At 71.8% G+C, this 25554-nt stretch carries 25 protein-coding genes and 1 tRNA gene; 9 read left to right on the top strand and 17 right to left on the bottom strand.

Features of this window, described 5'->3' with window-relative positions:
- Nucleotides 1-15: 15 nt before the first annotated feature.
- The gene (locus BAY60_RS33105) at nt 16-447 is read right to left on the bottom strand and encodes a chromate resistance protein ChrB domain-containing protein (protein WP_112285305.1); all 432 of its coding nucleotides are present in this window, start codon (nt 445-447) and stop codon (nt 16-18) included.
- Nucleotides 444-956, bottom strand: a complete 513-nt coding sequence (locus BAY60_RS33100) for a Chromate resistance protein ChrB (RefSeq protein WP_112285304.1) — start codon at nt 954-956, stop codon at nt 444-446. The genes BAY60_RS33105 and BAY60_RS33100 overlap by 4 nt, the downstream gene beginning before the upstream one ends.
- A gap of 141 nt (nt 957-1097) precedes the next feature.
- Here BAY60_RS33100 and BAY60_RS33095 point away from each other — a divergent pair, with 141 nt between their 5' ends.
- Nucleotides 1098-2003: a LysR family transcriptional regulator gene (locus tag BAY60_RS33095; RefSeq protein WP_112285303.1), complete on the top strand. Its 906-nt coding sequence runs from the start codon at nt 1098-1100 to the stop codon at nt 2001-2003.
- A gap of 212 nt (nt 2004-2215) precedes the next feature.
- Here the strand turns inward: BAY60_RS33095 and BAY60_RS33090 are convergent, their stop codons facing one another.
- Both BAY60_RS33090 and BAY60_RS33085 read right to left on the bottom strand, forming a co-directional pair.
- Nucleotides 2216-2677, bottom strand: coding sequence for an iron chaperone (locus BAY60_RS33090; protein WP_112285302.1), 462 nt, complete (start codon nt 2675-2677; stop codon nt 2216-2218).
- A gap of 159 nt (nt 2678-2836) precedes the next feature.
- Nucleotides 2837-3799 (bottom strand): zinc-binding dehydrogenase, encoded by a 963-nt coding sequence (locus tag BAY60_RS33085; RefSeq protein ID WP_112285301.1) that lies wholly within the window; start codon nt 3797-3799, stop codon nt 2837-2839.
- A gap of 99 nt (nt 3800-3898) precedes the next feature.
- On the opposite strand from BAY60_RS33085, the gene BAY60_RS33080 reads away from it, so the two are divergent.
- Nucleotides 3899-4543 carry a TetR/AcrR family transcriptional regulator gene (locus BAY60_RS33080; protein WP_211330545.1) on the top strand — a complete coding sequence of 215 codons (645 nt, stop codon included), beginning with the start codon at nt 3899-3901 and terminating at the stop codon, nt 4541-4543.
- Nucleotides 4544-4591: 48 nt separating this feature from the next.
- Here BAY60_RS33080 and BAY60_RS33075 read toward each other — a convergent pair whose 3' ends face one another.
- Nucleotides 4592-5611, bottom strand: a complete 1020-nt coding sequence (locus BAY60_RS33075) for a helix-turn-helix transcriptional regulator (protein ID WP_112285628.1) — start codon at nt 5609-5611, stop codon at nt 4592-4594.
- 95 nt (nt 5612-5706) lie between these two features.
- Between BAY60_RS33075 and BAY60_RS33070 the strand changes: the two genes are divergently transcribed.
- Nucleotides 5707-6129 carry a VOC family protein gene (locus tag BAY60_RS33070; protein WP_112285300.1) on the top strand — a complete coding sequence of 141 codons (423 nt, stop codon included), beginning with the start codon at nt 5707-5709 and terminating at the stop codon, nt 6127-6129.
- A gap of 88 nt (nt 6130-6217) precedes the next feature.
- On the opposite strand, the gene BAY60_RS38155 is transcribed toward BAY60_RS33070, so the two are convergent.
- Nucleotides 6218-6793: an FAD-dependent oxidoreductase gene (locus BAY60_RS38155; RefSeq protein WP_245992914.1), complete on the bottom strand. Its 576-nt coding sequence runs from the start codon at nt 6791-6793 to the stop codon at nt 6218-6220.
- An 824-nt stretch (nt 6794-7617) separates the two neighbouring features.
- Nucleotides 7618-7691: transfer RNA gene (locus BAY60_RS33060), tRNA-Leu, on the bottom strand.
- 195 nt (nt 7692-7886) lie between these two features.
- Between BAY60_RS33060 and BAY60_RS33055 the strand changes: the two genes are divergently transcribed.
- Nucleotides 7887-8510 carry an ANTAR domain-containing response regulator gene (locus BAY60_RS33055; protein ID WP_112285299.1) on the top strand — a complete coding sequence of 208 codons (624 nt, stop codon included), beginning with the start codon at nt 7887-7889 and terminating at the stop codon, nt 8508-8510.
- 84 nt (nt 8511-8594) lie between these two features.
- Here the strand turns inward: BAY60_RS33055 and BAY60_RS33050 are convergent, their stop codons facing one another.
- Nucleotides 8595-10235 carry a hypothetical protein gene (locus BAY60_RS33050; protein WP_112285298.1) on the bottom strand — a complete coding sequence of 547 codons (1641 nt, stop codon included), beginning with the start codon at nt 10233-10235 and terminating at the stop codon, nt 8595-8597.
- 154 nt (nt 10236-10389) lie between these two features.
- Here BAY60_RS33050 and BAY60_RS33045 point away from each other — a divergent pair, with 154 nt between their 5' ends.
- Nucleotides 10390-11193: an alpha/beta hydrolase family protein gene (locus tag BAY60_RS33045; RefSeq protein ID WP_112285297.1), complete on the top strand. Its 804-nt coding sequence runs from the start codon at nt 10390-10392 to the stop codon at nt 11191-11193.
- On the opposite strand, the gene BAY60_RS33040 is transcribed toward BAY60_RS33045, so the two are convergent.
- Both BAY60_RS33040 and BAY60_RS33035 read right to left on the bottom strand, forming a co-directional pair.
- Nucleotides 11162-12127: a LysR family transcriptional regulator gene (locus BAY60_RS33040; RefSeq protein ID WP_112285296.1), complete on the bottom strand. Its 966-nt coding sequence runs from the start codon at nt 12125-12127 to the stop codon at nt 11162-11164. The genes BAY60_RS33045 and BAY60_RS33040 overlap by 32 nt on opposite strands.
- 17 nt (nt 12128-12144) lie before the next feature.
- A complete protein-coding gene (locus BAY60_RS33035) occupies nt 12145-12588 on the bottom strand; it encodes a PaaI family thioesterase (protein WP_112285295.1) in 444 nt (147 codons plus the stop codon).
- A 62-nt stretch (nt 12589-12650) separates the two neighbouring features.
- Here BAY60_RS33035 and polA point away from each other — a divergent pair, with 62 nt between their 5' ends.
- Nucleotides 12651-15362 carry a DNA polymerase I gene (gene polA / locus BAY60_RS33030; RefSeq protein ID WP_112285294.1) on the top strand — a complete coding sequence of 904 codons (2712 nt, stop codon included), beginning with the start codon at nt 12651-12653 and terminating at the stop codon, nt 15360-15362.
- A gap of 34 nt (nt 15363-15396) precedes the next feature.
- Nucleotides 15397-15999, top strand: a complete 603-nt coding sequence (locus tag BAY60_RS33025) for a Rossmann-fold NAD(P)-binding domain-containing protein (RefSeq protein ID WP_245992913.1) — start codon at nt 15397-15399, stop codon at nt 15997-15999.
- Here the strand turns inward: BAY60_RS33025 and BAY60_RS33020 are convergent.
- The 6 genes from BAY60_RS33020 to BAY60_RS32995 all read right to left on the bottom strand — a co-directional run bounded on the left by BAY60_RS33020 (nt 15993) and on the right by BAY60_RS32995 (nt 21921).
- Nucleotides 15993-16592, bottom strand: a complete 600-nt coding sequence (locus BAY60_RS33020) for a TetR/AcrR family transcriptional regulator (RefSeq protein ID WP_112285293.1) — start codon at nt 16590-16592, stop codon at nt 15993-15995. The genes BAY60_RS33025 and BAY60_RS33020 overlap by 7 nt on opposite strands.
- Nucleotides 16589-18469, bottom strand: coding sequence for a YhgE/Pip domain-containing protein (locus BAY60_RS33015; RefSeq protein WP_112285292.1), 1881 nt, complete (start codon nt 18467-18469; stop codon nt 16589-16591). Before BAY60_RS33015 ends, BAY60_RS33020 begins: the two co-directional genes overlap by 4 nt.
- The gene (locus BAY60_RS33010) at nt 18466-19176 is read right to left on the bottom strand and encodes a P-loop NTPase family protein (protein ID WP_112285291.1); all 711 of its coding nucleotides are present in this window, start codon (nt 19174-19176) and stop codon (nt 18466-18468) included. The genes BAY60_RS33015 and BAY60_RS33010 overlap by 4 nt, the downstream gene beginning before the upstream one ends.
- Before the next feature lie 83 nt (nt 19177-19259).
- Nucleotides 19260-20192, bottom strand: coding sequence for a GNAT family N-acetyltransferase (locus tag BAY60_RS33005; RefSeq protein WP_112285290.1), 933 nt, complete (start codon nt 20190-20192; stop codon nt 19260-19262).
- 11 nt (nt 20193-20203) lie between these two features.
- Nucleotides 20204-21076 (bottom strand): GNAT family N-acetyltransferase, encoded by an 873-nt coding sequence (locus BAY60_RS33000; RefSeq protein ID WP_112285289.1) that lies wholly within the window; start codon nt 21074-21076, stop codon nt 20204-20206.
- Nucleotides 21073-21921 (bottom strand): class I SAM-dependent methyltransferase, encoded by an 849-nt coding sequence (locus BAY60_RS32995; protein WP_112285288.1) that lies wholly within the window; start codon nt 21919-21921, stop codon nt 21073-21075. Before BAY60_RS32995 ends, BAY60_RS33000 begins: the two co-directional genes overlap by 4 nt.
- 276 nt (nt 21922-22197) lie before the next feature.
- Here BAY60_RS32995 and rpsA point away from each other — a divergent pair, with 276 nt between their 5' ends.
- Nucleotides 22198-23703 carry a 30S ribosomal protein S1 gene (gene rpsA / locus BAY60_RS32990; RefSeq protein ID WP_112285287.1) on the top strand — a complete coding sequence of 502 codons (1506 nt, stop codon included), beginning with the start codon at nt 22198-22200 and terminating at the stop codon, nt 23701-23703.
- 268 nt (nt 23704-23971) lie between these two features.
- Here the strand turns inward: rpsA and BAY60_RS32985 are convergent, their stop codons facing one another.
- Complete coding sequence (locus BAY60_RS32985) at nt 23972-24205, bottom strand: hypothetical protein (RefSeq protein WP_112285286.1); 234 nt, start codon at nt 24203-24205, stop codon at nt 23972-23974.
- Between the two features lie 157 nt (nt 24206-24362).
- Between BAY60_RS32985 and coaE the strand changes: the two genes are divergently transcribed.
- Nucleotides 24363-25550, top strand: coding sequence for a dephospho-CoA kinase (gene coaE / locus BAY60_RS32980; RefSeq protein WP_112285285.1), 1188 nt, complete (start codon nt 24363-24365; stop codon nt 25548-25550).
- Nucleotides 25551-25554 lie beyond the last annotated feature (4 nt).

Here is a 25554-nt window from a genome sequence, read left to right as displayed (position 1 = left end):
TGGACGCCGAGTTGGTCAGGCGGGTTCGCGGCCGAGCAGGGTGGCGCGGCGAAAGTATTCGTAGAGCCCGTTGAAGAGGGGGCCGGTATGGACAAGGACCTGTTCGTCTTCGCAGACCATGGACAGGGCTCGCAGGGCGACGTCGAGGCCGGGCGCTTCGGGAGCGTCGTAGCGTTCGTCTTCGAGGTCGGCTTCGTGGACGATCTCGGCGATGCGCCAGAGCACGGGGTCGGCAAGGTCGTAGTGGCGCAGGATCGTCTCGAAGCTGCAATCGCCCTGGTGATGGCCGAGTTCGACGCCGCGCATGTCGAACGGGGTTGCGTCTCGGGGAACATCGGCGGGGTCGGCGACGAAGACGAACTCCGCGTCGGGATCGATGGCGCGGCGGATGAGCCAGGCGCAGGCAGCCCGGTCGATGTGGATGTTGGCGCGGGTCGCCCACTTCATCTTTCGGTCTCCTGAGCTCGATCGGGCGCAGCGGGATGGCGCAAGCCGTCAATCGCCCTGCGGGCGCGTTCGCGTTCGGGCGGGGGGAAGTAGTCGCGTCGGTTGACGCGCCGCATCTCCGCCCGAAGTCTCCGTGCAGTCGAGAGGCGCCTGTTCTCGGGCAGGTGCGCTGCAGCCATGGCCTCTTCGGTGATGGCGTGATACTCGGTCGCTCTGGCCGCGGCCATCGAGGATGCCAGCTCGCGTTCCTGGCTGACGGCGGCGGGGCGGGCGACCCAGATGCCGGCCGTGCCGCCGAGGTCGAGGATCTCGTCGGCCAGCCATTCCAGGTGTTCCCGGGTGCGGGCGTCGGCGGGCAGGGCGACGACGCCGTCGGCCAGCTGCGCCACGCCGAGGCGTTTGAGCTTGCGCCACACCGCGATCCGCGGCGTGGAGGGTTCGCGGGGCACCCGGTACGACAACAACACCCAGTCGCCAGGAGCTCGCGGCGCCGTGCCGTCCGGTGGCATGTAACCATGGTTGCATCGCAACCACGGTTACATCAAGGGTTCCCCCGGCGCCGGGGCGGCGATCTCTCGTGACCGCCGAGGAGATCGATAACTCCACTGTTATGGTGGCTCGAGTTGGGTGTTATGGCGGGGAGGGCATGGGTGGAGCTTCGTGACATCGAGATCTTCCTGACGCTGGCCGAGGAGCTGCACTTCGGGCGGGCCGCCGAGCGGCTGCACGTCTCTCAGGCACGGGTCAGTCAGGCGATCAAGGCGCAGGAGCGCCGCATCGGCGCGGCGCTGTTCGAACGCACCAGCCGCGCGGTGACGTTGACGGCCCTGGGCGAGCAGCTGCGCGACGACCTGAGTGCCGGCTACGACGCGATCCAGAAAGGTGTGGTGAAGGCCAGGGAGGCGGCGCGGGGCGTCACCGGCACCGTGCGGCTCGGCGTCATGGGCGCGGTGGGGCACGAGCTACGGGACCTGATCGCGCTGTTTCACGACCGGTTTCCCGGCTGCGAGGTGACGCTCCGGGAGATCCACTTCAGCGACCCGTTCACCGGACTACGGTCGGGGGAGGTGGACCTGGCGTTGCTGTGGCGGCCCGTGCGGGAACCGGACCTCGCCGAAGGGCCCGTGGTCCTGACCGAGGGTCGTGTTCTGGCCACGTGGACGGGGCACGAGCTGGCGGACCGGCCGTCGGTGTCGATGGAGGACTTCGCCGGCCGGGTCTTCTTCGACCCGGGTCCGCACCTGCCCGCCTACTGGATCCAGTCGATGATCCCCGAACGCACGCCCCGTGGCCGCGACATTCCCCGAGGCTCCCGCGTCACCACCTTTCACGAGGTGCTGACGCGCGTGGCCGCGCGCGAGTTCGTGACCCCGCTGAACGAGCACGTGCTGCGGTACTACACCCACCCGGGCGTCGTGTTCGTCCCGGTCCACGACGCTCCGGTCACCGAGTGGGCACTGGTGTGGCGCCGGGACGGCCTGCCACCGCGAGGCCGTGCCTTCGTCGAGCTGGCCGCGAAGACACGGCCTCGCCGCTTCGGCGAGGACGGGGAGTAGGAGTTCGCCAGGGCCGTCTCAGCGGGATGCGGCCTGTCATCCGGGCCCGTCCGGGTCGGCTTCGTGGTCGCGGCGCCACCGCCGAGGGCGGCGACGGCGAGGGTGCCGACGGGGCCGGGCCGGGACGCCATGCGGCACGCGTGATCGTTCTGAGAGCAGGAAACGTCGAGGCGGAACGGATTCGAAGGGCGTCATCGTGTGCTCGCCTCGGCTCAGTTCGCCGCTCGCTTCACGAGCTCGCCGATCCGCTTCTCGGCCGCGGCGCTGAGCGTGGTGAGCGCGAATGCGGTCGGCCACATGGTGCCTTCGTCGAGGTGGGCAGCGTCGTTGAAGCCGAGGGTCGCGTATCGGGCCTTGAACTTGACCGCGCTCTGGAAGAAGCAGACGACCTTGCCGTCCCGAGCGTATGCGGGCATCCCGTACCAGAGCTTCGGCGTGAGCCCCGGCGCCGTGGCCCTGACGATGGCGTGAACCCGCTCGGCCAGTGCGCGGTCGGGCTGCGCCATCGCGGCGATCTTCGCGAGCACGTCGCCTTCCCCGTTCGCCTTGGTGGCGCGCGCGCCGCGCCGCGCGGTCCGCTTGAGGTCCTGCGCGTGCTCCTTCATCGCGGCCCGTTCCTCGTCGGTGAAGCCGTCGAACGCGGTGCCTTGGGTGGCGGTTCGTGTCTCTCCCATGTGGACTCTCCTCTCCGGAGACCGTGATCGCCGCGCGGTTTCGCGGTCGATCCCTGTGACGAGGAAATACTCGCGACTCCCGCGACAGCGATCAACGACGAACCTCGCAACGACCGATAACACGGCGGTTATCACGTCAGGCTCCGCCGCGGTACCGGCTCAGGGAGTCAGCACGATCCGGCCGAACACCGTTCCCGCATCCATCTCGCGGTGGGCCAGCACCGCCTGGTCCAGCGGCAGCACGTCGTGCACGACCGTGCGCAGGTCCCCGTGCGCGGCATCGGCGAACTGGGAGGACCGCACCGCCTGCGCTGCGGGGCCGGGCACGGTGTCGGCACTGAACGTGGCGAACGACAGCGACCTGCGGAAGGCGTTCATCAGCCGCATGCCGAAGTCGGCGGGCGGCTGCCCGGCGACCACACCGACAGCCAGGTACCGCCCGTTGGGGTTCAACCGGTCCAGAAACGACGAGAGCGCCGGACCGGCCACGACGTCGATCACCACATCGAATCCCGACGGCGTGTCCGGCCCGCCCTCGCCGGAGCGGTCGAGGACATGGGTGGCGCCCAGCTCCCGCAGGCGGGCGCCACGCTCCTCCGATGCCGTGGTGACCGCCACCGCGCCCGCGCCGCCCCTGGCCGCGAGCTGCACCGCCGTGACCCCGATGCTGCCCGCCGCGCCGCGCACGAGCACCGTCTCGCCGGGCGTGAAACGCGCGCGGTCCAGGGCGAAATGGGCGACCACACCGGAGCTGCCGAGAGTCACCGCGTCCACGCCGGTCAGGCCGTCGGGCAGCGGAAGGACGTCGGCGACGGCGGCGACGGCCTGCTCGGCGTACCCACCGGACAGTCCGGTGAACGCCCACACTCGCCGCCCCGTCCACGAGGGGTCCACGCCCTCGCCCACCGCGGTGACGCTGCCCGCCACCTCGCTGCCAAGGAGATGGCCCTTCCGGAAGCCGTACGCGGCCAGCGTTGCCCGGCGGATCACGGCGTCCACGCCACCCACGCCGATCGCCTCGGTGGTGATCCGCACCTGTCCCGGGCCGGGGACGGGCGCCGGCACGTCGACGACCTCCAGCCCCTCGGGGTTTCCGAACTCCCTGATCACGACGGCTTTCATCTCTGCTCCCTGGGGCGGTGAAGGGGACGGGTCGCCGTTGCTGCGACCGCCACCGGAACGTAACGGACGCTGCCGTCCGGTTGGCTAAAGTGAGAGGCCATGGCCGACCGTTTGCCTCACCCCGTGCGCTCCGACGCCCGGGACAACCGGGCCCGCATCCTGGCCGCCGCGCGCGCGGTTTTCGGAGAGGAGGGTCTGGACGCGCCCCTGCGCGAGGTCGCCCGGCACGCAGGCGTCGGCCCCGCCACGCTGTACCGGCATTTCCCCACCAAGCAGGTCCTGATCGTGGAGGCCTTCGCCGAGCAGCGGCGCGCCTGCCATGCCGTCGTGCGCGACGCTCTGGCGGACCCGGACCCGTGGCAGGGATTCCGGAGCCTGATCGAGCGGATCTGCGAGCTGCACGCGCACAGCCGGGGATTCGCCGACGCCTTCATGGCGACCTTCCCCGAGGCCATGGACTTCGCCGCCGACCGGGAGCGGACGTCGCGCGCGGTCGCCGAACTGGCCCGCCGCGCCCAGGGGACCGGACAGTTGCGGCCGGGTTTCGTCGTCGACGACCTGATCCTCATGCTCCTGGCCCACCGCGGGGTCCAGGACCTGCCGCGTGCCACCAGGATGGCGGCCTCGCGCCGCTTCGCCGCTTACGCGATCGAGGCGTTCCGTGCCGCACCGGAGCGGGCAGCGCCCGCACCGCTGCCGCCGGCTCCACGCCTGCGGCTCGCGCATTCGCCCGGTCCGCCGTGAACCGTCACCTGCCGGCGGTGTCGGCGTGGCGATCCGCCCTGGTCGCCGTCAAGGCCGTTCCGGTGCGGTGAGCGTGGCGTCGGGTGTGGACGATCCGCTGGCCGCTGCGTTGGTGTAGCGGCGGGCCAGATGCGCGAAGGCGGCCCTGAGCTCGGTCGGCCCGACGACTTCGATGTCGGCGTCGAACCTGCCGATGGTGGCGGCCAGGGCGGGCCATGACCACGAGCCCAGGACGAGCCGGCAGCGGCCAGGGCCGAGTTCCTCGACAACCCCGTCGCCGATGAAGGGTGACACCTCGGCCGCGGGCAGGCCGAGGATCACCTCGCCGCGGCAGGGCCAGCCGCCCGAGCCGTCGGAGCCGGAGAACCTCCTGGCGACGAAGGCGGCCACGTCCCCGCCGGGCAGTTCCCGTGGCGTGAACCGGGGACCGGTGGGGATGCGCGGGGTGATCCGGTCGGCGCGGTACGTGCGCCAGTCGTCGCGGTCGAGATCCCAGGCGACGAGGTACCAGCGGCCGCCCCTGGTGACGAGGTGGTGGGGTTCCACCCGGCGTGGCGGGGGCGGCGGGCCGTCGGTTTCCGGCCGGGACGCCGCCTGGTAGTCGAAGCGCAGCACCTCGCGGGCGTGGACGGCACCACCGATCGCCATCAGCACACCACTGTCGACCCGCGGCGGCGCCGCCCGTTCGACGGCGGTGACCTGGAGGGTGTCGATGCGGTGGCGCAGCCGGGCGGGCATGACCTGCCGGACGGTGTGCAGCGCCCGCGCCGCGGCCTCCTCGATGCCGGCACCGGTGGTGGCGGCGACGTGAAGCGCCACGGTGAGGGCGACGGCCTGCTCGTCGTCGAACAGCAGCGGCGGCAGTTGCGTGCCCGCGCCGAGTCGGTATCCGCCGTCGGGGCCTTTGGTGGTCACGATGGGGTAGCCGAGCTCGCGCAGGCGGTCGATGTCGCGGCGCACGGTGCGTAGGCTGACATCCAGCCGCTCGGCCAGCAGCGTTCCTGGCCAGTCCCGGCGTGCCTGCAGCAGCGACAGCAGCGCCAGCAGCCGGGCCGAGGTTTTCGGCATGGTTCCCATTCTGCGCGAAGTAGAGGACACACCCCGGCCGCTTCCCCGGCGAGGGTTGTCTCGTGTCAGGCATCAAGTCCACGCAAGGAGCGATCGTGTCCCTCACGACCACAACCCACCTGAACTTCCGCGGTGACGCACGCGCGGCGCTGGAGTTCTATCAGTCCGTGTTCGGTGGCCACCTCGCCGTGGTCACCTACGCCGACGCCGGGAACGTCCAGGAAGAGTCCCAGGCCGACCAGGTGATGTGGGGCCAGGTGCTCGCAGAGAACGGCTTCCACGTGATGGCCTACGACGTGCCGTCGCGGACGGGCTACGACCAGGGCGAGAACGCGTTCTTCGTCTCCGTGCGCGGCGAGACCGTCGACGAGGTCACCGGCTACTGGGAGAAGCTCGCCGCCGGGGCGAGCGTCGTCATCCCGATGGGCCCGGTGGGCTGGGCGCCCGCCTACGGGATGCTGCGCGACCGTTTCGGCGTCGTCTGGGTCGTCGACGTCCTCAGCGAACACAACGGGTGACCCCGAACCGGGGCTGACCTGTGGAAACGCTTGTCAATCGAGTGCCCCGGGGCGGCTTGCACTGCATTCACAGCGGGCACTGTGCCCTTCAGTCCGTGGCTGTTGCGTCCTGGGCGAAGTCAGCTAGCTCGGTGGACAGGAGTTCTTCGGCCCCGTGGTCCAGGAGCTGTTGCATCTGGGTGGAGCGGGGCAGCATTGTCTTCTCGTGGGCGAGGACGGCATCGTGGACGGTGTCGTGCTGCACGACGGCGAGGGCGAGTTCGCAGGCGTCGAGCAACGCGAGGTTGACGCCGACACCGAGCGGGGGCATCAGGTGGGCGGCATCGCCCAGGAGCGTGACGGTGGGGTTGTGCTCCCAGGTGTGCGGGACCGGCAGGGCGTGGATGGGGCGGTCGACGTAGCGGCCGTCGTTGTCGGTCAGCAGGCGGCGCAGGTTCGGTGACCAGTCGCGGTAGCGGTCGAGCAGGAGGGCCCGGATGCCGCCGGTGTCCTCGATGGTCAGGCCGGCTGCGGTGATCCAGTCGGCGGCAACGCGCTGGGATGATGTAGACGCGGGTGTGGTCGCCGCTGTTGCGCTGGGCGAACAGGCAGCGGTCGCCGTCGGCCGCCGCGGCGCTGCCCTGGCCGACGAGTTCGGTGATCTCGGGATGCCGGGTCTCGACATCGTGGAACCAGGCTTCGAGGAAACTGACGCCGCTGTACTCGGGGTTGGCGTCGGAAACAGCGCGGCGAACCGTGGACCAGGCGCCATCGGCTCCGACGACGAGGTCGGCCTCGATGACGGTGCCGTCGGCGAAGTGGAGTTGGCGAGGGCCGGTTGTGGGCCCTTCGACGGAGCGCAGGGTGTGGCCCCAGCGCACTGTTCCGGGCTCGAGTGAGTTCAGCAGGAGGTCGCGCAATGCGCCTCGGTCGATCTCCGGCTTGAAGCGTTCGCCTTCTTCGGGGACGTGGTGGAAGACGATGGTGCCGGCGGTGTCCAGCTGGCGCATCTCCTGCCCCTCGGGGCGCGAGATGCGCAAGAAGTCGTCGAGCAGTCCGGCTTCGTGCAGGGCGATCTGGCCGTTGTCCTCGTGGAGGTCGAGGGTGCCACCCTCGGGCGAATTCGTCTCGCGGCATCACGGCCATGACCACCAATCGCCTGGCGGAGGACGGCGTGGCGGTCAGGCGCACCGGGGCGCTGAGCGTGCGCATCCGGGCGGATCTCCGCGACTGGCTGGACGGTCCGACGATCATGCTGTCGACAACGGTGGCCGGCGGTGCGGGCGATCACGGCCGGCCGTTCGCGCGGTGTGGCGGTGCTGGGGCCAGCGGCGTCGTCTGCCGCGTGTCCTGCTCCACGGTCACTGATCGAGGTCATGGTCGCTTACCGGGCAGGATCAGCCGGGCTGGATCGCGTAGTTGACCCGGTGTGGAGCTCGGATTGCTCCCAGAGGCGGGCTGAGTGGCGAGGGCGCGACCGCGCGGGGAAGCCAGTGTGAACGCAGTGCGTGCCCCCGGTGAGACTCGAACTCACACTGGCACGATTTTGAGTCGTGTGCCTCTGCCAATTGGGCTACGGGGGCGTGGACGCAGACTTTACCGGGAGTCGATCGACATCTGGCATGCGGGCTACCACGCAACGTCGTGGGTTCGGGGCCGACGTGGCCGGTCACGCCACGTGGCGAACGCCATCTCTGCGGCGCCGCCGGAACCGGTAGCCTCTGGGGTAGCGGCTCGCCGCACCCATCGTAACCCGTCGATCGCCCAGGAGGACCCCGGTGACCGAACCGGCTACCGAGGCCAACGATGTTGCCACCGCACCCCAGCGCCGAGTGCTCGTCGCGGAAGACGAGGCGCTGATCCGGCTCGACCTCGTCGAGATGCTGCGCGAAGAGGGCTACGAGGTGGTCGGCGAGGCCGGCGACGGGGAAGAAGCCATCAAGCTCGCCGCTGACCTCAAGCCTGACCTGGTGATTCTCGACGTCAAGATGCCCAAGCTCGACGGCATCGAGGCGGCGGCGAAGATCACCGGCGACCGGATCGCGCCGGTCGTCATCCTCACCGCGTTCAGCCAGCGCGACCTCGTGGAGCGCGCCCGCGACGCGGGCACGATGGCCTACCTGGTCAAGCCCTTCGCCAAGCGCGACCTTGTGCCCGCCATCGAGCTCGCCGTCAGCCGGTTCGCCGAGCTGCAGGCCCTGGAGTCGGAGGTCGCCGGGCTCAGCGAGCGCCTCGAGACACGCAAGCTCATCGACCGTGCCAAGGGCCTGCTCATGACCAACCAGGGCCTGACCGAGCCGGACGCGTTCCGGTGGATCCAGCGCACCGCCATGGACCGGCGCACCACGATGAAGGCCGTCGCCGAGGCGGTCATCGAGAACATCGGCGCCAAAGCCACGTAGCGGGGCGGCACACTCGCCCCGGCGTCGGTGAACGGCCCGTGGCAGGCCAACCCGCCTGCCACGGGCCCTTCCCGTCTCACCAGCTCAGCCGCCCACCTTGAACGCGGCCTTGCGGGCCGCCTTGGCGGTCGTCTTGTCCGGGTGGAACCTGCCGACGAGCGTCAGCACCTCGTGCGCGTTCGGGTGGTCCAGCCGCCACACGTGGTCGAAGATCGCCACCTCGCCCGCCGGAACGGTGCTCGCCACGACCTCGGCCAGCTCCTCCGGCTCGAACCGCAACTCGGCGTCACTCAGCGCATCCGCCAGCAGCCAGGCCAACTCCTGCGGGGACAGTTCGGCTGCCGAGTCCGTGAGCTGCGCCAGCGCCTGCTTCGCGTAGGGCCGCAGCGCGGGCTCGTCCAGCGCCTCCCGCCACGCCTGCTCGGTCGCGGCACCGAGCGGCGTCAGCAACGTCGCCACGGCGCCTCGCTCGTCAGGCCCGCCGCCGCGCGCCGCGCCGAGCAGTTCGCTCGCCGCGGCCTGCGGGGTGCGCGGCGACATCCATGCTTCGACCTCCTTGGCCGCCTCGTCCGGGCCGGTGGTCAGAGCCACCTCCAGCACGTCCTCGGCCGTCATGTCCTCCACCGGCGGCAGCAGCGGCACGTCGACGTCGGAGTCCAGCAACTCGCTGCGCAGCATGTGCTGCGCGGGCGGCGTCATCCGCACCACCTCGTCGTCCACGGTCACCGCGCCCAGCCGCGCGAGCCGCTCGGCGAGCACCACACCGGGGTCACCGTGCTCGGCGACCCACGCGTCCCACCGTTGCCGCGCCTGGCTCTCCGGCAGCTCCGCGGTCGCCGTCTCCTCGATCATGGCGCTCCACTCCGCCAGCGAGACGCCCTCGCGGCCGGTCAGGAACAGCACCATGAACGCCGAGCCCGCCGACGCGAAGTCGAGATCCTCCTCGCCCGCGCCCGCGGCGTCCAAAACCAGGCTCCACGCGAGCACGAAGCTCAGAGCGTGCTGCCACACCAGCAGGACCTCGTCGTCGTCCAGATCGGGCCAGGTCCTCGCGTCCTCGGTCGGGACGATCTGCGCCTCGTCGGTCTCCTCGACGAAGCCCAGCTCCTCGGAGAGCTCCGTCAGCAGCGCCGCCTCGGCGCCGTCAAGGCCGTCGCCGGGGTCGGTGGCGCCGTCGGGGCCGCCGTACAGGGCGAGCACCACCTGCTGCACCTGGCCGAGCAGGACGCTCTCCCGCGCCGCCTGCGCCAGCTCCGGCTCGGGCGGCAGCCGCAGCGGCGGCAGCCGGTCCGGGAGACCGAACACCTCCTTGAGGTCCACCTCGTCCACATCGTCCAGGTCGTCCAGATCGGACTCGTCCTCGGGAAGATCCGCGACCGCGGTGACGAACGGCGCCATCGACTCCCTCAGCTCCGTCCGCAGGTTCTCCACCGTCGCGGCGTGCAGCAGGCGACGATCGGCGGCGAAGTCGAGCAGGTCGCCCGCCGTGCGCAGCACGGTCGGCACCTCCTCGGGCTCGATGTCCGCCGCCTCCGGGTAGACCTCCAGCAGCAGCTGTCGCAGCGAGCCCTCGGCGAGCTGGGAGAGCTCGGTGACACCCAGCTCGTCGGCCAGCAGCCCCAGCATCAGCTCCGCGTGCGGCCGGTCCGGTGGCGACTGCCTGCCGGTGTCGGCGGACCACACCGCCAGGTCGTCGAGCGTTGCGGTGACCGGATCGGGCTTCATCGCGCCAGGCTATCGGCGCACCGCCACGCCGGGCCGCCCGGCCCGGTCCGATCACAACCAGTGGTTGTCACGGGCGCCCGAGAAGCTGTTGGACGCGCCAGTGACCAGCGGGTTTGCTTGTCGTCATCACACAGACGCGAACCAGGGAGACACCATGCAGACGACATCAGCGGTCACCGGCGTCGCCGCCGGAGTGCCCTTCACGGCGTTGCCGCCTGCCGCGACGACGGCACCGGCACCCGCCGTGGTGACCTGGCACCTCATGGACCCGCCGCGCAGCGAGCATGCCATGGCCGCGGCGCTGCCGATGGCCGGGCTCGACGCCTGGCGGGTCTACCTCGGCCTGCCCATGTCCGGCGAACGCCTTCCCGGCGGCGGACCGGACGAGTTCTTCCGGCTGGCCGCCGAGGACTACGTGCTCAACGTCGCGGAGCCGGTCACCGACCAGGCCGCGGCGGAACTGCCCGCCGCGCTGGCCGAACTCCGCCGTACACTGTCCATTGCGGACGCGCCGATCGGTGTCGCCGGCGGCTCGGCGGGCGCCACCATCGCGCTGGAGGTGCTGGCGCGCGGCGAGGTGCCCGTGGCCGCGGCGGCGGTGGTCAGCCCGGTCGTCCAGCTGGCGGCCGCGGTCGGCGCCAACGAGCGCCGGTACGAGCTCACCTACCCGTGGAGCGAGCGCTCCCGCGCCGTCGCCGGCCGGTTCGACTTCGTGCGCAGGGCCGCGGAGCTCACCGCGCCCGTCCTGCTCGTGGCGGGCGAGGAGGACGACGCGGCGTTCCGCGAGCCCGCGGCGGCCTTGCACCGCGCGCTGGGCGAGGCGAGCAGGCTCGTGCTGATCCCCGGCATGGAACACGCACTGGCCGACGAGCCGGGCCTCGACGCGGCTCCGCAGACGCCGCACGCCGCCGCCGTCGACGCCGAGTTCACCGCCTGGTTCCGGCAGCACCTGCGCTGACCGGGTCGGGGATCCAGCAGCGTGCCGGGTCGTGGGCGCACCAGTCCTCGGCCCGGCTCGTGCGCAGCACCAGCTCGAGCAGCCGCGCCACCGCGGGCCGCGGCCTGCCCCCACGCCACACCACCGACCACGGGAAGAGCGGCGACGGCTCGAACGGCAGCACCCGCAGATTGAGGTCGGGTGCCAGCTCCATGTCCGCGCCTGCCAGCGTCACGCGGCGCCTGCCGTAGCGGGTCTGCTCCAGCGTGTGCCGCAGGTCGTAGCTGATGCCGGACCGGTCGATCGGCACGTCGAACGCCTCGCTCAGCCTGCCGAGGAACGCCGTCCACTCACCGGGGCCCGACGAGGACGGCAGCCAGATCCCCTCCTCGCGCAGCGCGGTCATGGGCACCACGTCGCCTCCGGCCAGCGGATGCTCCGGAGCGAGCAGGGCCACCAGGGGCTCCAGCCGCACGAGCCGGTGCTCCAGCTCGGCGGGCAGTTCCCGGTCCAGATCGCGCACGCGGCCGAAGGCCACCTCCACCTCGCCGCGCAGCAACGGGTCGATCGCGTGGGCCAGCCCGCCGCGCCACCCGCGCTCGACCCGCAGCCCCGGCTCGCGCTCGGCCATCCTCCGCAGCATGAACATCGGCGAAAGGCGGTTGTCGAGCAGGTCGGCGCGCACGGGTGCGTCGTCGCGGGCGAGCGCGGCGATGGCCGTGTCGTTGGCGCGGACCAGCTCCCGCGCGGCAGGCAGGAACCGCTCGGCCTCGGTGGTGAGCTCCACCATCCGGTTGGTGCGGACGAACAGCCGCGCCCCGAGCGCGCTCTCCAGCCTGCCGATGCGCTTGGACAGCGCCTGCTGGGTCACGAACAGCCGCTCGGCCGCTCGGCTGAAGTTGCGCAGTTCCGCGGTGACGACGAACGCGCGCACCTGGGCGAGGTCGAGGTCCACGCCCGAAGGCTACGCGGTCAGGACGCCGGTGGCTTGTCCCTGACGATGCAGGTCAGCCGGGCTGTGCAGGTGCGCCGCCCTGACTCGTCGGTGATCACGATCTCGCTGGTGATGGTGCTGCGGCCGACGTGCAGCGGAGTGGCCACCCCGGTGACGAGCCCGGTGAGCGCGGCGCGGTGGTGCGTGCACGACAGCTCCAGGCCCATCGTCGCCCTGCCCGCCCCGGCGTTGAGCGCGGCGACCGTCGACCCCAGCGCCTCCGCCATGACCGCGTTCGCGCCGCCGTGCAACAACCCGTACGGCTGAAGATTGCCCGCGACGGGCATCGTGCCCACGACCCGCTCCGCGCTCAGCTCGGTGAACGTCAGGCCGACCTTGTCGTTGAGCTGCTGCTCCGCGACCTCGGGATTGATCCCCGCGAGCTGCTCGCGAATCTGCTCTTCCGACACGGGCTCGGTCACTCGGCTCTCCTCATCCGACACGACAGGCAACACTGTCAGGGGCTCACCCTAGACTCACCCCCGTGAGCCCCCAGCAGAACACTTCAGTAGCGAACGACACACCCCGGCTGTTGCTCATCGACGGTCATTCGATGGCCTACCGGGCGTTCTTCGCCGTGCCCGCCGACCGGTTCCGCACTTCGACCGGTCAGGTGACCAACGCGGTGTTCGGGTTCACCTCCATGCTCATCAACCTGCTGCGCGACGAGGCGCCGACGCACCTGGCCGTGGCCTTCGACGTCTCCCGCAAGACGTTCCGCTCGGAGACCTTCGCCGACTACAAGGCCAACCGGCAGACCACGCCCGACGACTTCAAGGGCCAGGTCGAGCTCATCAAGGAGATCCTCGCGGCGCTGGCCATCCCGGTGCTCGTCAAGGAGGGCTACGAGGCCGACGACATCATCGCCACACTCACCACGCAGGCCTGCGCCGACGACTACGAGGTGCTCATCTGTACCGGCGACCGGGACGCGCTGCAGCTGGTCAACGACTGCGTGACGGTGCTGTACCCGCGCAAGGGCGTGTCCGACCTCGTGCGGTTCGACCCGGCGGGCGTGCAGGACAAGTACGGCCTTTCCCCCGAGCAGTACCCCGACTTCGCCGCGCTGCGCGGTGACCCTTCGGACAACCTGCCCGGCATCCCGGGCGTGGGGGAGAAGACGGCGGCCAAGTGGATCAAGCAGTTCGGCAGCCTCGGCGACCTGGTCGACCGCGTCGACGAGGTCAAGGGCAAGGTCGGCGACGCGCTGCGCGCGCACCTCGACGCCGTCATGCTCAACCGCCAGCTCACCGAACTGGTCAAGGACGTGCCGCTGGAGTCGGTGCCCGGCGACCTCGGGGTGCAGCCGTGGGACCGCGACGCGGTGCACCGCCTGTTCGACGAGCTGGAGTTCCGGGTGCTGCGCGACCGGCTGTTCGCCAGCCTCACCAGCGCCGAGCCGGAGGCCGACCAGGGGTTCGAGGTCACCGGCGGCGCGCTGGAGCCGGGTGCGCTCGGTGACTGGCTGGCGGCGCACGCGGCCCCCGGCAGCACGGTCGGTGTGGCGTTTCGCACGACCGGCGCGTCGGTGGCGGCCGACCTGCAGTCCGTGGCGCTGGCCGCGCCCGACGGCGAGGGCGCCTACGTCGACGTGTCCACACTGGATCCCGCGGACGAGAAGGCGCTCGTCGCCTGGTTCGCCGACGAGGCCGTGCGCAAGGTGGGCCATGCGCTGAAGGTGCCGCTGCATGCCCTGCTGGCGCGCGGGTGGGCCGTCGCGGGCCTGGCGATGGACACCGAGCTGGCCGCCTACCTGGTCCGCCCCGGCCAGCGGTCGTTCGAGCTGGACGACCTGGTGCTGCGGTACCTGAACCGGGAGCTGCGTTCCGAGGACGCCGGCGACGGCGGGCAGCTGTCCCTGCTCGACACCGGCGACGGCGACACCCAGCTCGTGCACGGCGAGCTGGTGCGCGCCCGTGCCGTGGCCGAGCTCGCGGGAGCGCTCGGCAGGGAGCTGGCCGAGATCGGCGGCACGAGGCTGCTCGACGAGATCGAGCTGCCGCTGCTGGAGGTCATCACCGAGCTGGAGGCCGCGGGCATCGCCGTGGACCTCGACCAGCTCACGACCCTGGAGGCCCACTACGCCGGCCGGGTCCGGCAGGCCACCGAGAGCGCGTACTCCGTCATCGGCAAGCAGATCAACCTCGGCTCGCCCAAGCAGCTCCAGGTGGTGCTGTTCGAGGAGCTGGGCATGCCGAAGACCAAGCGCACCAAGACCGGCTACACGACCGACGCCGACGCGCTGCAGACGTTGTACGAGAAGACCGAGCACCCGTTCCTGGCGCACCTGCTGGAACACCGCGACGCCACCCGGCTGCGCACCACCGTCGAGGGGCTCATCAAGGCGGTCGCCGACGACGGCCGCATCCACACCACACTGCACCAGACCATCGCCGCCACCGGGCGGCTGTCATCGGTGGACCCGAACCTGCAGAACATCCCGATCAGGACCGACGAGGGCAGGCGCATCCGCGAGGCGTTCGTGGTCGGCGCGGGCTACTCGCAGCTGATGACGGCCGACTACAGCCAGATCGAGATGCGGATCATGGCGCACCTCTCGGCCGACACCGCCCTGATCGAGTCGTTCCAGTCCGGCTTCGACTTCCACGCAGCCACCGCTGCCCGGGTGTTCGGCGTCGAGCCCGCCGACGTGACCGGGCCGCAGCGCGCCAAGATCAAGGCGATGAACTACGGCCTCGCCTATGGACTGTCCGCATACGGGCTCTCCCAGCAGCTGCGCATCTCCACCGAGGAGGCGCGCGAGCTGATGGACGAGTACTTCGCCCGGTTCGGCGGCGTGCGTGACTACCTGCACAGCGTGGTCGACAAGGCGGCCAAGGTCGGCTACACCGAGACCATCTTCGGCCGCCGCCGCTACCTGCCCGACCTCACCAGCGACAACAGGCAGCGCCGGGAGATGGCCGAGCGGATGGCGCTCAACGCACCCATCCAGGGCAGCGCGGCCGACATCATCAAGGTCGCCATGCTCGGCGTGCATCGCGCGCTGCGCGAGGCGAAACTGCGCAGCCGGGTGTTGCTGCAGGTGCACGACGAGCTCGTGCTGGAGGTGGCCGACGACGAGCACGGCGACGTGGAGGCCCTGGTGCGCAAGCAGATGGGGGCCGCCTACGAGCTGGCGGTGCCGCTGGAGGTGTCCGTCGGGTTCGGCCAATCGTGGAACGATGCCGCGCATTAGGGTTGTTCACCCGAAAAGGGGGTAACTTACGGGCATGACCGCCCGGAACGCGTTGGTGTTGGCCGGAAGCGGGATGCTCAGCGCCGTCGCGCTGGATCTCGCGACCGACGGCTGGCGGGTGGTCCTGCCCAGCAGGCGCTACTGCCCCCTGCCCACAGAGGACATGGCCGACGCCGGGACCAGGCCGAGTCGCTGGGGGCGCGGCCGCCGCAAGGAGCGGGTCGGCTCGGGCCGCGCCATCTGGGTCGAAGCCCACTGGGACCGCCCCCGCGAGCTGGCCCGCGGCGCGGAGAAGGCGCTCACCGCCGCTGCCGAGCTGCTGGTGGCGTGGGTGCACGAGTCCTACCGGCGGTCCGTGCTCGGCGCCGTCGAGCCCCTGCTGGCCCCGAAGGCACCCGTGGTCGAGGTGCGCCAGCTCTCCGACCTCGCCTTTCTCCCCGAGGAACCCGAGCCGCTGCTGGCCGGGCACCCCACGCAGCAGGTGCTGCTCGGCAACCTCTCCGAGGACGCCGCCGACCGGCCGCTGGGCCAGCAGGAGATCACCAGGGGCGTGCTGCACGCGGTGGAGCGGGCACTGGAGGGCCGCCCGTCGTCGCTGCACCAGATCGGCGAGCGCAGGCCCGTGCACGGCTACTGACGGCCGGTGCCGCTCTCGCCGGCCCGCGCGGCCAGCAGCCCCATGACCGAGTCGCAGACGTCCTGCCTGCTGCGCTGCGGGTCGAACACCAGCCAGTCCAGTGCCGTCACCAGCAGGGTGCCGAACAGCGCGGCCGCCGCGGTCCTCGGCGGCACCCCCGCGGGAAACCGGCCGGTGGCGGCCACCCGCTCCAGCTGCCCGGTGATGATCGCGACGATGTTCCCCCGCAGCGGGGCCAGCACGTCGTGCCAGCGGCCCTGACCCCGCCACAGCTCGCTCACCAGGATCTGCGAGAAGCCCGGGTACTCGCTGATGAACTCCAGGGCCGCGTCCACGAGCGCCCGCAGGCCGGCCACCGGGTCGTCCGCCGCGGTGGCGGCGGTCAGCCGCTGTCCCAGCAGGTCGGTGCCGTAGCGCAGCAGGGCCTCCACGAGGCCGTCCTTGCTGCCGAAGTTGTAGTAGACGGTGCCCTTCGCGACACCGGCCTCGGTGGCGATCTCGTCCACGGTCACGCTGGCGAGGCCCCGGCTGTGGGCGAGCCGGATGGTGGCCTCGAACAGCTTGCGGCGGCTGGCCCGCGCGCGGGCGCTCACAGCGCCAGCTCCGGTCTCAGCTGCCGCACGGTCCACACACGACGCTTGTGTGCGGCGAAGGCGGACAGCGCCAGCGCGGCGGCCAGGTAGGCGAGCAGCACGCCCACGTCGGTGAGGATCCGCACCGACGCGCCACTGTAGAGCAGGTGGCGAAGGCCGTCGATCACGTAGCCCATCGGCAGCACGACGTGCAACGGATACAGCACATCCGGCAGCGTCTGCCACGGGAACGTGCCGCCCGCGCTCACCAGCTGCAGCACCAACAGCACGAGCCCGAGGAACTTGCCGACGGCGCCGAACATCGCGTTGAGCGCGTGCACGATCGCCGTGAACGTCAGCGACGCGAGCATGGCGAACCCGAGCGCGGGCAGGGGGTGTGCCACGTCGATGCCCACCAGCCACGTCACGGCGCCGAACAGCACCACCACCTGCGCCAGCCCGAGCACGGCCGACGACAGCCACCCGCCCAGCGCCACGCGCAGCGGCGATGCCCCCGCGGTCAGCGCCCGGGTGGACAGCGGCCGCAGCAACAAGAACAGCACGAACGCCCCGATCCACGTGGCGAGCGCGATGAAGAACGGCGCCAGCCCGGCCCCGTAGGTGCCCGCGCTGGCCAGGCCTGCCGAGTCGACGGTGACCGGGTCGGAGATGGTGCTCGCCGTGGCCTGCCGGGTGGACTCGTCGGCGTTGGGGATCTGGTGCAGTCCCTCGGTCAGGCCGTCCCGCAACTGGTTCGCGCCGGTTGCGAGCTCCTGCGTGCCTCTGACGGCGCCGGCCTCGCCCTGCTCCAGCTTGGCGGCGCCACCGGCAAGCTCGGTGGCACCGTCGGCCGCCCGCGCGATACCCGAGGAGAGGTTCGGCGCGGCCGCCGCCAGCTGCCCGGCGCCCGCCGCGACCCGCTGCGAGCCCTCCGCGAGCGTGTCGAGCTGGGCCGAGGCCTGCTGGATGCGGGCGTTGGCGTCGTCCACCGGCGCCCGCAGTTGCCCGAGCGTGCCCAGCACGTGCCGCACCTCCGGCTCCGAAAGCCCGCCCTCGCGCAGCCGTTGCGTCAGCCTGCCGTCGAGGTTGTCGAGGTTGGTCTGCAGTTCGGCCGAGCCCGCCGCGACGGCCGCGCCCGCGGCGGCGACCTGAGCGTTGCCGGTGGCCACCTGCTGCGCGCCGTCGGCGAGCCTGCGGGTCTGCTCGGGCAGCGACTCCGTGCTGGAGCGCAGCGTGGTGAGCCCGCCTGCCAGGCGCGTGCTGCCCTCGGCGAGCCGGTGCGCTCCCGAGGCGAGCTCCCGCTGCCCCTCGAGGAGCCTGCCCGCGCCACCGGCCAGGCGCGCCGCACCGTCCGATGCCTGCTCGATCTTGCCGTGGATCGTGGAGAAGCCGACCAGGAACCGTTGCGCGGCCTGCTCGCCGACCTTGGTGGCGATCGTGTCGCGGACCTGCTCGGCCACCTGGTTGGCGATGGTGTGCGACAGGTAGTTGTTGGCGTCGTTGGTGGTCAGCGTGATCGTGGCGCGCCGCGGCTGCAGCTTGGCGCTCGACAGCAGCGCCGCGGAGAAGTCCTTCGGAATGGTGATGGCGAACGAGTAGTCGCCGTCGCGCACCCCGTCCCGCGCCTCGGCGGCCGAGACGTCGTGCCACTGGAAGCTGCCCGAGCGAACCAGTTCGCCGGCGACCTCCTTGCCGACGTCGCGCTGCTCGGCACCCTCGTCGTTGTCGACGATCGCGGCGGGCAGCCGGTCGAGCCTGCCGTAGGGGTCGTAGTTGGAGTACAGGTACAGCGAGGCGTACAGCAGCGGCACCAGAACGAGCGCGGCGACGGCCAGCTTCGGCAGCGTGCCGGTGGTGAGCCTGCGCAGCTCGTTACCCGCGAGACGAAGCCCGCTCACGACGACGCCACCTCCTCCCGCAGGCAGCGCACCGGCTCCGGCTGGTCGAGCCTGCCCACCCGCGCCGGGGCGGCCAGCAGCGCCTGCACCGAGGCGGTCGCCGTGAGCACCACGACGGCCAGCCCGCGCTCGGCGTGCTCGTGGGCCACCATCCACCAGCCGTCGACCTCGCTGGTGTGCCGGTCGGGCCGGTCGAGCACCAGCAGCCGGACACCGTCGCGGCAGGCCGCCAGATCGGCGAGCAGGCGGGTGCGCGGCTCGGCGCCCAGGTTTTCGAACCGGGTGCCCGCGTCGGCGGCGCAGTCGTGTTCGGCCAGCCAGCGTTCGACGGCGGCGCGGCCTGCCTGCCTGCCCGCGAGCGCCAGCTCCTCGCCGACCACGACCCGCAGCGGCAGTGCCTCGTCGGGTTCGCTCACGCCCGGGGAATCGACCACGGCGGCCAGCGCGCGCAGCCGGGCTTCGTCGGTGCGGCCCGCACGGCCCGCGCCGTCGCCGCTGTCGGCACGGCCGCAGTCGCCGTCGGTGACCGTGACGGTGCCCGTGTCCGGCCGCAGGCGGCCCGCGAGCGCGAGACCGAACGCGGTGATCCCCGGTCCCGGTTCGCCGTGGAGCACGGCGAGCTCGCCCTCGGCGACGGTGAGCGAAGTCTGCGGCAACAGCGTCCCGTGCGGGCCCTCGACCGAGACCCGGTCGGCGACCACCTGCATGTCGTCTCCTTTTGAACTGACTGGTCAGTTCAAAAGATAGGCCATCCGGAGTAACGGTGCCACACCGCCCCGCCACTGGCGGCTCAGCGCAGGCGCGAGGCTGGGCGGGCCTCCCAGACCGTCCACAGCGGGCGGTAGCCCTGCCGGTGCCAGAACACCGACGCCAGCGGGTTCGGCGGGTTGTAGTAGAGGTAGCTGCCGCGCACCCCGCCCTGCCGCAGCCGCTCGTGCACCGCGGCGACCAGCGTCCGGCCCACCCCGCGTCCGCGGAGCCGAGGCGCCACGGCGGTGCTCGCGATGTGGCCCCAGCGACCTGGGGGCAGCACGGTGGCCGCCCAGGTGCCGTCGGTGACGTCGGTCCAGCCGCTCTCGGCGAACCCGGCGGGCTCGCCACCGAGTTCGGCGAGCAGCAACGTGGCCCCGGAGCCGAGGCGCTGCCGCAGGGCCTCGCGGCGAGCGTCGCGCTCGGCCGTGCCCGGCCGCAGCCGCAGGCTGCCGACCTGGGCCGAGTACTCGATCTCCACGCGCTCGAGACGCAGGATCGTGTCGATGTCGCCGACGTCGGCGTCCCGGACCGTGACGTCGTCGCGGACGGGCGCCTGTGGCGCGGGATCGGTGCGCACGCCGAGCGCCGACAGCGGCACGAGGCCGTGGTCGAGCAGCGCGCGCGTGGCCTCGGCGTCGCGGCTGGGCCACGCCACCACGCACGAGGAGTCCTCTCCCGGCGTCTCCCTGTCCAGCCGGGCACGGCAGGCCCGCAGCACGGCGTCCATGCCGTCGCGGCCGTGGCTGCCGATCAGGGGTGTCAGTTGCCACACCTCCAGCGCCGACCACAGGGCTTCCGGCGCGTCCGGATCGGTGACGGTCGCCGTGAGCACGCCGGTGACCCTGCTTCCGCCGGGCAGCGTCGCGACGAGCGTCTCGCCGTCCGGTGGTTCGGTGATCGCGGGCAGCAGCGGGTCGATGGCCGCGAATCGTTCGGCCTGGTCGGCGACCAGGTCCGTCCCCTCCCTCATCTCTTGTCCCCTCACGCCAGCGCCAGTGCGGGCCTGACCTCCCAGGTGGTCCACAGTGGACGGTAACCGTGCCGGTGCCAGAACACCGACGACAACGCGTTGTGCGGACTGTAGAACAGGAACGTGCCGCGCGCCCCCTCGGCGAGCAGCTCGGCGTGTGCCGCGGCGGCCAGCGCCCTGCCGACACCGGTGCCCCTGGCCGCCTCTGTCACCGAGAGCGTGCCGACGTGGCCCCAGCCGCCGCGCGGCAGCCGGGTCAGGTCGGTGACGGGGCTGCCGCACGCCACCATGCCCACCGGCAGCCCGGCCGACTCGGCCAGCCACACCGGCTCACCGGCGTCCAGTGCCCGCAGCAGCTCGGCCGCGAGCCAGTCGCGGGCGCCCTCGCGCACCACCGCCGAGCCCACCAGCGCGGCGTAGTGCAGCTCCTGCAGCCACAGCCGCACCAGCTCGTCGAGGTCGGCCCGCCTCGCCCTGCGCACCTCCACCCCCGGCGCAGTCACCGCGGCCACCGGCTCGGCGCCGCGCACGGCCAGTGACGTGTACGGCGCGAGGCCGTGCTCCAGCAGCGCGGGTACCGCGGCGACGGCGCGGCTCGGCCAGGTGAGCGCGCACGCCGAGTCGGGGCCGGGCCGCTCCCGCTCCACCCTGCCGCGCAGGGCGGCGAGCAGCGCCGAGATCCCGGCGGCGCCGGTCTGGGGCGACGTCGGGGTCAGCTCCCACGTCTCGCGCGCGTGCCACAGGCTCTCCCACCCGGCGTAGCGGGCGCGGTACAGCACGCCGGTCACCTCGCCACCGCCGGGCAGACGGGCGGTGATCGGCTCGCCTGCACCCGGCTCGAACGAGGGCGGCAGCAGCGGGTCGAGCTCGCCGAAGCCGGTCATGGGTCCCGCACGGTGCTGAAGACGGCGGTGCCGGGAAACAGCCTGCCGCGCAGCGGGCTCCACTGGCCCCAGGTGCGGGTGTGCCCCTCGGGCCACTCGGGCTCGACCAGGTCCACCAGCCGCAGTCCCGCGCCCGCGAGTGCGCGCACGTAGTCGCCGAGCGTGCGGTGGTACTCGACGTAGGTGGCGGCGCCGTCGGCGTCGACCTCCACGTAGGGCGTGCGGTCGAAGTAGGGCTGGGTGACGGTCAGCCCGGTCGGGCCGGGGTCGTCGGGGAACATCCAGCGCATCGGGTGGGTCACCGCGAACACCCACCGCCCTCCCGGTCGCAGCACCCTGGCCACCTCGCCGAAGACCGCCTCCACCGACGCCACGAACGGCACGGCGCCGAACGCCGAGCACGCCACGTCGAACGTCCCGGTGGCCAGCGGCAGCCGTTCCGCTCCGGCCTGGACGAGCGCGGGACGCAGGCCCGTGCGGTCGTTGCCCGCGCGGGCGTGCGCGAGCATCCCGGCGGAGAGGTCCAGCGCCACCACGCGAGCGCCCTGAGCGGTCAGCCAGCGCGCACACGGCGCCGAGCCGCACCCCACCTCCAGCACGTCGGCACCGGCCACGTCACCGAGCAGCCGGGCGTCGGCCTCGCGCAGCCCCTCCGGGCACCAGACGAAGTCGGCGTCGCCGAGGAACTCGCCGTGGGTGGCGTGGTAGGCGTCGGCATCGGCGTCCCACCAGGCCAGATTCGCGCGCTCGGCCTCGAGGGAGCCGACCGCGCGGTGGGCGACGCCCGCGGTGCCCAGTGCCCGTTCGGCACGCTCGTGCCGCTCGTCGGGAAGTGGTGAGGACATGCCGCCATCCTCCCTGCCGCCTCCGCCGGACGATCACCGGTGGACCCCTGATTGTGTCGGTCACGGCGAGCCGCGTACGATGTTTCCTAGCGCAGTGGGTTCGCGCTGCCTTTCGCCCAGCGGGCACGTGCTGGGGAGCTAGGGTCGCGCACCTCGAGGTGATGCTCGCGGCCGTTCGCGACTGAACGATTGCACGGTAGTCACCTTGTCCCAGCCCAGTGCGCCACGCAAACTGCAGATCTCCTACAACAAGCCGCTACCGGAGCAACCCACCTAATGACCATCGACACCACCGCCGCCCCGACTGCCCCCTCGCAGGCGCAGCAAGTCGCCGTGAACGACATCGGGTCGGAGGAAGACTTCCTCGCTGCTATCGACAAGACAATCAAATACTTCAACGATGGTGACATCGTCGAAGGCACCATCGTCAAGGTCGATCGCGACGAAGTGCTGCTCGACATCGGGTACAAGACCGAAGGTGTCATCCCTTCGCGTGAGCTGTCCATCAAGCACGATGTCGACCCGGCCGAGGTTGTCGCCGTCGGTGACGCGGTGGAGGCCCTCGTCCTGCAGAAGGAGGACAAGGAAGGCCGGCTGATCCTGTCCAAGAAGCGCGCGCAGTACGAGCGCGCCTGGGGCACGATCGAGGAGCTCAAGGAGAAGGACGAGCCCGTCCGGGGCACCGTCATCGAGGTCGTCAAGGGCGGCCTCATCCTCGACATCGGTCTGCGCGGCTTCCTGCCCGCCTCGCTCGTCGAGATGCGGCGCGTGCGCGACCTGCAGCCCTACGTGGGCCGCGAGCTCGAGGCGAAGATCATCGAGCTGGACAAGAACCGCAACAACGTGGTGCTGTCCCGCCGGGCCTACCTGGAGCAGACCCAGTCCGAGGTGCGCAGCGAGTTCCTCAACGCGCTCGCCAAGGGCCAGGTCCGCAAGGGCGTCGTGTCCTCGATCGTCAACTTCGGTGCGTTCGTGGACCTCGGCGGTGTCGACGGTCTGGTGCACGTCTCGGAGCTGTCCTGGAAGCACATCGACCACCCGAGCGAGGTCGTCGAGGTGGGCCAGGAGGTCACCGTCGAGGTGCTCGACGTGGACATGGACCGCGAGCGCGTGTCCCTGTCGCTGAAGGCCACCCAGGAAGACCCGTGGCGTCAGTTCGCCCGCACCCACGCGATCGGCCAGATCGTGCCGGGCAAGGTCACCAAGCTCGTCCCGTTCGGCGCGTTCGTCCGCGTCGAGGAGGGCATCGAGGGCCTGGTGCACATCTCCGAGCTGGCCGAGCGCCACGTGGAGATCCCGGAGCAGGTCGTGCAGGTCGGCGGCGACGTGATGGTCAAGGTCATCGACATCGACCTGGAGCGCCGCCGGATCTCGCTGTCGCTCAAGCAGGCCAACGAGGGCTTCACGCCGGACGCGGAGTTCGACCCGACGCAGTACGGCATGGCCGCCGAGTACGACGAGCAGGGCAACTACATCTACCCCGAGGGCTTCGACCCCGACACGCAGGAGTGGCAGGAAGGCTACGAGAAGCAGCGTGAGGAGTGGGAGAAGCAGTACGCCGAGGCCCACGCGCGGTACGAGCAGCACATGCGCCAGGTCGCCGAGGCCGCCCAGGCCAATGCGCAGGCCGTCGCCGACGGTGCCACCGGTGCCCCCGAGGGCGGCGAGCAGAGCTACACCTCCAGCCAGTCCGGCCAGGACCAGCGGAGCAGCGGTGGCGGCACGCTGGCCAGCGACGAGCAGCTCGCGGCGCTGCGCGAGAAGCTCTCCGGCGGTGCGTGAGTAACGCCCAGCGGTAGCTGACGACAACGGCGGTGGCCCCCGGTTCCCTCGCGGACCGGGGGCCACCGCCGTTTCGCATGCTCCCCTCCCAGCGTGGCCAAAGCTCCCCAATGCGGCATTCGCTCCACTGGATGGAGCGAATGCCGCATTCGCTCCGTTGAGTGGAACAAATGTGGCATTGGGGAGCTTTCCGCGGGCGTACGGCAGCGGCCCGCACCCGCGCGGGCGGGTACGGGCCGCTGGGAGAAGGGTCCGTGGGGGCGGGCGGCTACCCGGCGACGCGGGCGGCCGCGCTCGCGGCCGGGGTCCAGGCCCGCTCGTGTGCCGCGGCGCGGGCGCGGCGCTTGAGGCCCGCGAGGCTGTGTTTCGCCGGAACGAGCAGCGCGGTCAGCCAGTTGCGCCGGTACTCATCCAGTGCCACGGCCACAGGCCGGTACAGGACGCAGTGCACCAGGCCGGGCGTCCCGAGCCGGTGCTTACCGACATACTTGCTGGCTGGCATCGTTCCTCCGTGTGGGCGATAGCCTTCGCCCGGCACCGTACGCAAGCGATGCGCGAAACTGTAGTACTGGCTCGGCGTGTCACCCTAACCAGTTGCATTACGTTTTGGTTGATGGCTCAGCGTCAGTGCCGCGCCACCGAACTGGTTGAATGCCGTCATGCTGCGAGTGGGGCTCACCGGAGGGATCGGCGCGGGCAAGTCCACGGTCGCCGCGCGGCTGGCCGAGCACGGCGCCGTGCTGATCGACGCGGACCGCATCGCCAGGGAGGTCGTCGAGCCGGGCACCGAGGGCCTTGCCGAGCTCGTCGCGGAGTTCGGTGCGGAGATCCTCGCCGCCGACGGCTCCCTCGACCGGGCCGCGCTCGCGGCGAGGGCGTTCAGCGACGACGGCGCCCGGCAGCGGCTGAACGCGATCGTGCACCCGCGCGTCGGAGCCCGCACCGCGGAACTCATGGCACGGGCCGCGGCCGACGCCATCGTCGTGCACGACATCCCGCTGCTGGTCGAGGGCGGGCTCGCACCCAGCTACCACCTGGTGCTCATCGTCGACGCCGACGAGGACGTGCGCGTGAAACGGCTCGTCGAGTCGCGTGGCATGCCGGAGCAGGACGCCCGCAACCGCATCGCCGCGCAGGCGAGCACCGCGCAGCGGCGCGCCGTGGCCGACGTGTGGCTCGACAACAGCGGCACGCGGGACGTCGTGCTCGCCCAGGTGGACGCGCTGTGGGCCGACCGGCTCGTACCGTTCGAGGCCAACCTGCGCCTGCGCAAGCCACGCCCTCCCCGCTCGCCCGTGGTCCGTCCCTACGACGACACGTGGCCCGTCCAGGCGGAACGCGCGCTGGCCCGCGTCCGGCTCGCCGCGGGTGAGACGGCGCTGCGGGCGGACCACATCGGTTCCACCGCGGTGCCGGGCCTGGCCGCCAAGGACGTGCTCGACCTCCAGCTCACGGTGTCCACTCTGGACGACGCGGATGCGGTCGCCGGGGCGCTGTCGGCAGCGGGCTTCGTCCGCGCGGAGGGGCACTGGTACGACCACCCGCAAGCCGGCGGCGACGGCGTGTGGGACAAGCGTTTTCACTTCGGAGCCGACCCGGGCAGGCCGGTGAACCTGCACGTGCGCTCCGCCGAGGGGCCCGCGTGGCGGCTCGCGCTGCTGTTCCGGGACTGGCTGCGCGACAATCCCGGCGAGGTCGCCGCGTACACCGAGGTCAAGCGCCGGCTGGCCAAGGCACACGCGGACGACGGCAGCGTCGAGGGCTACACCGAGGAGAAGCAGGCGTGGGTGGACGCCGGGTTCACCCGCGCCGAGCAGTGGGCGCGGCGCACCGGCTGGACCCCGTGACGAC

The sequence above is a fragment of the Prauserella muralis genome (assembly GCF_003202285.1).
Classification (GTDB): Bacteria; Actinomycetota; Actinomycetes; order Mycobacteriales; family Pseudonocardiaceae; genus Prauserella_B; species Prauserella_B muralis.
Note: the sequence above shows the minus strand (reverse complement) of the source record. Positions and strands in the feature narration are given on the sequence as shown.

Coding starts and splice junctions, on each gene's coding strand:
- BAY60_RS33105 (WP_112285305.1), bottom strand. CDS start 447: ATGAAGTGGGCGACCCGCGCCAACATCCACATCGACCGGGCTGCCTGC.
- BAY60_RS33100 (WP_112285304.1), bottom strand. CDS start 956: ATGCCACCGGACGGCACGGCGCCGCGAGCTCCTGGCGACTGGGTGTTG.
- BAY60_RS33090 (WP_112285302.1), bottom strand. CDS start 2,677: ATGGGAGAGACACGAACCGCCACCCAAGGCACCGCGTTCGACGGCTTC.
- BAY60_RS33085 (WP_112285301.1), bottom strand. CDS start 3,799: ATGAAAGCCGTCGTGATCAGGGAGTTCGGAAACCCCGAGGGGCTGGAG.
- BAY60_RS33080 (WP_211330545.1), top strand. CDS start 3,899: ATGGCCGACCGTTTGCCTCACCCCGTGCGCTCCGACGCCCGGGACAAC.
- BAY60_RS33075 (WP_112285628.1), bottom strand. CDS start 5,611: ATGCCGAAAACCTCGGCCCGGCTGCTGGCGCTGCTGTCGCTGCTGCAG.
- BAY60_RS38155 (WP_245992914.1), bottom strand. CDS start 6,793: ATGTCGAGACCCGGCATCCCGAGATCACCGAACTCGTCGGCCAGGGCA.
- BAY60_RS33050 (WP_112285298.1), bottom strand. CDS start 10,235: ATGAAGCCCGATCCGGTCACCGCAACGCTCGACGACCTGGCGGTGTGG.
- BAY60_RS33045 (WP_112285297.1), top strand. CDS start 10,390: ATGCAGACGACATCAGCGGTCACCGGCGTCGCCGCCGGAGTGCCCTTC.
- BAY60_RS33025 (WP_245992913.1), top strand. CDS start 15,397: ATGACCGCCCGGAACGCGTTGGTGTTGGCCGGAAGCGGGATGCTCAGC.
- BAY60_RS33010 (WP_112285291.1), bottom strand. CDS start 19,176: ATGCAGGTGGTCGCCGACCGGGTCTCGGTCGAGGGCCCGCACGGGACG.
- BAY60_RS33005 (WP_112285290.1), bottom strand. CDS start 20,192: ATGAGGGAGGGGACGGACCTGGTCGCCGACCAGGCCGAACGATTCGCG.
- BAY60_RS33000 (WP_112285289.1), bottom strand. CDS start 21,076: ATGACCGGCTTCGGCGAGCTCGACCCGCTGCTGCCGCCCTCGTTCGAG.
- BAY60_RS32995 (WP_112285288.1), bottom strand. CDS start 21,921: ATGTCCTCACCACTTCCCGACGAGCGGCACGAGCGTGCCGAACGGGCA.
- rpsA (WP_112285287.1), top strand. CDS start 22,198: ATGACCATCGACACCACCGCCGCCCCGACTGCCCCCTCGCAGGCGCAG.
- BAY60_RS32985 (WP_112285286.1), bottom strand. CDS start 24,205: ATGCCAGCCAGCAAGTATGTCGGTAAGCACCGGCTCGGGACGCCCGGC.
- coaE (WP_112285285.1), top strand. CDS start 24,363: ATGCTGCGAGTGGGGCTCACCGGAGGGATCGGCGCGGGCAAGTCCACG.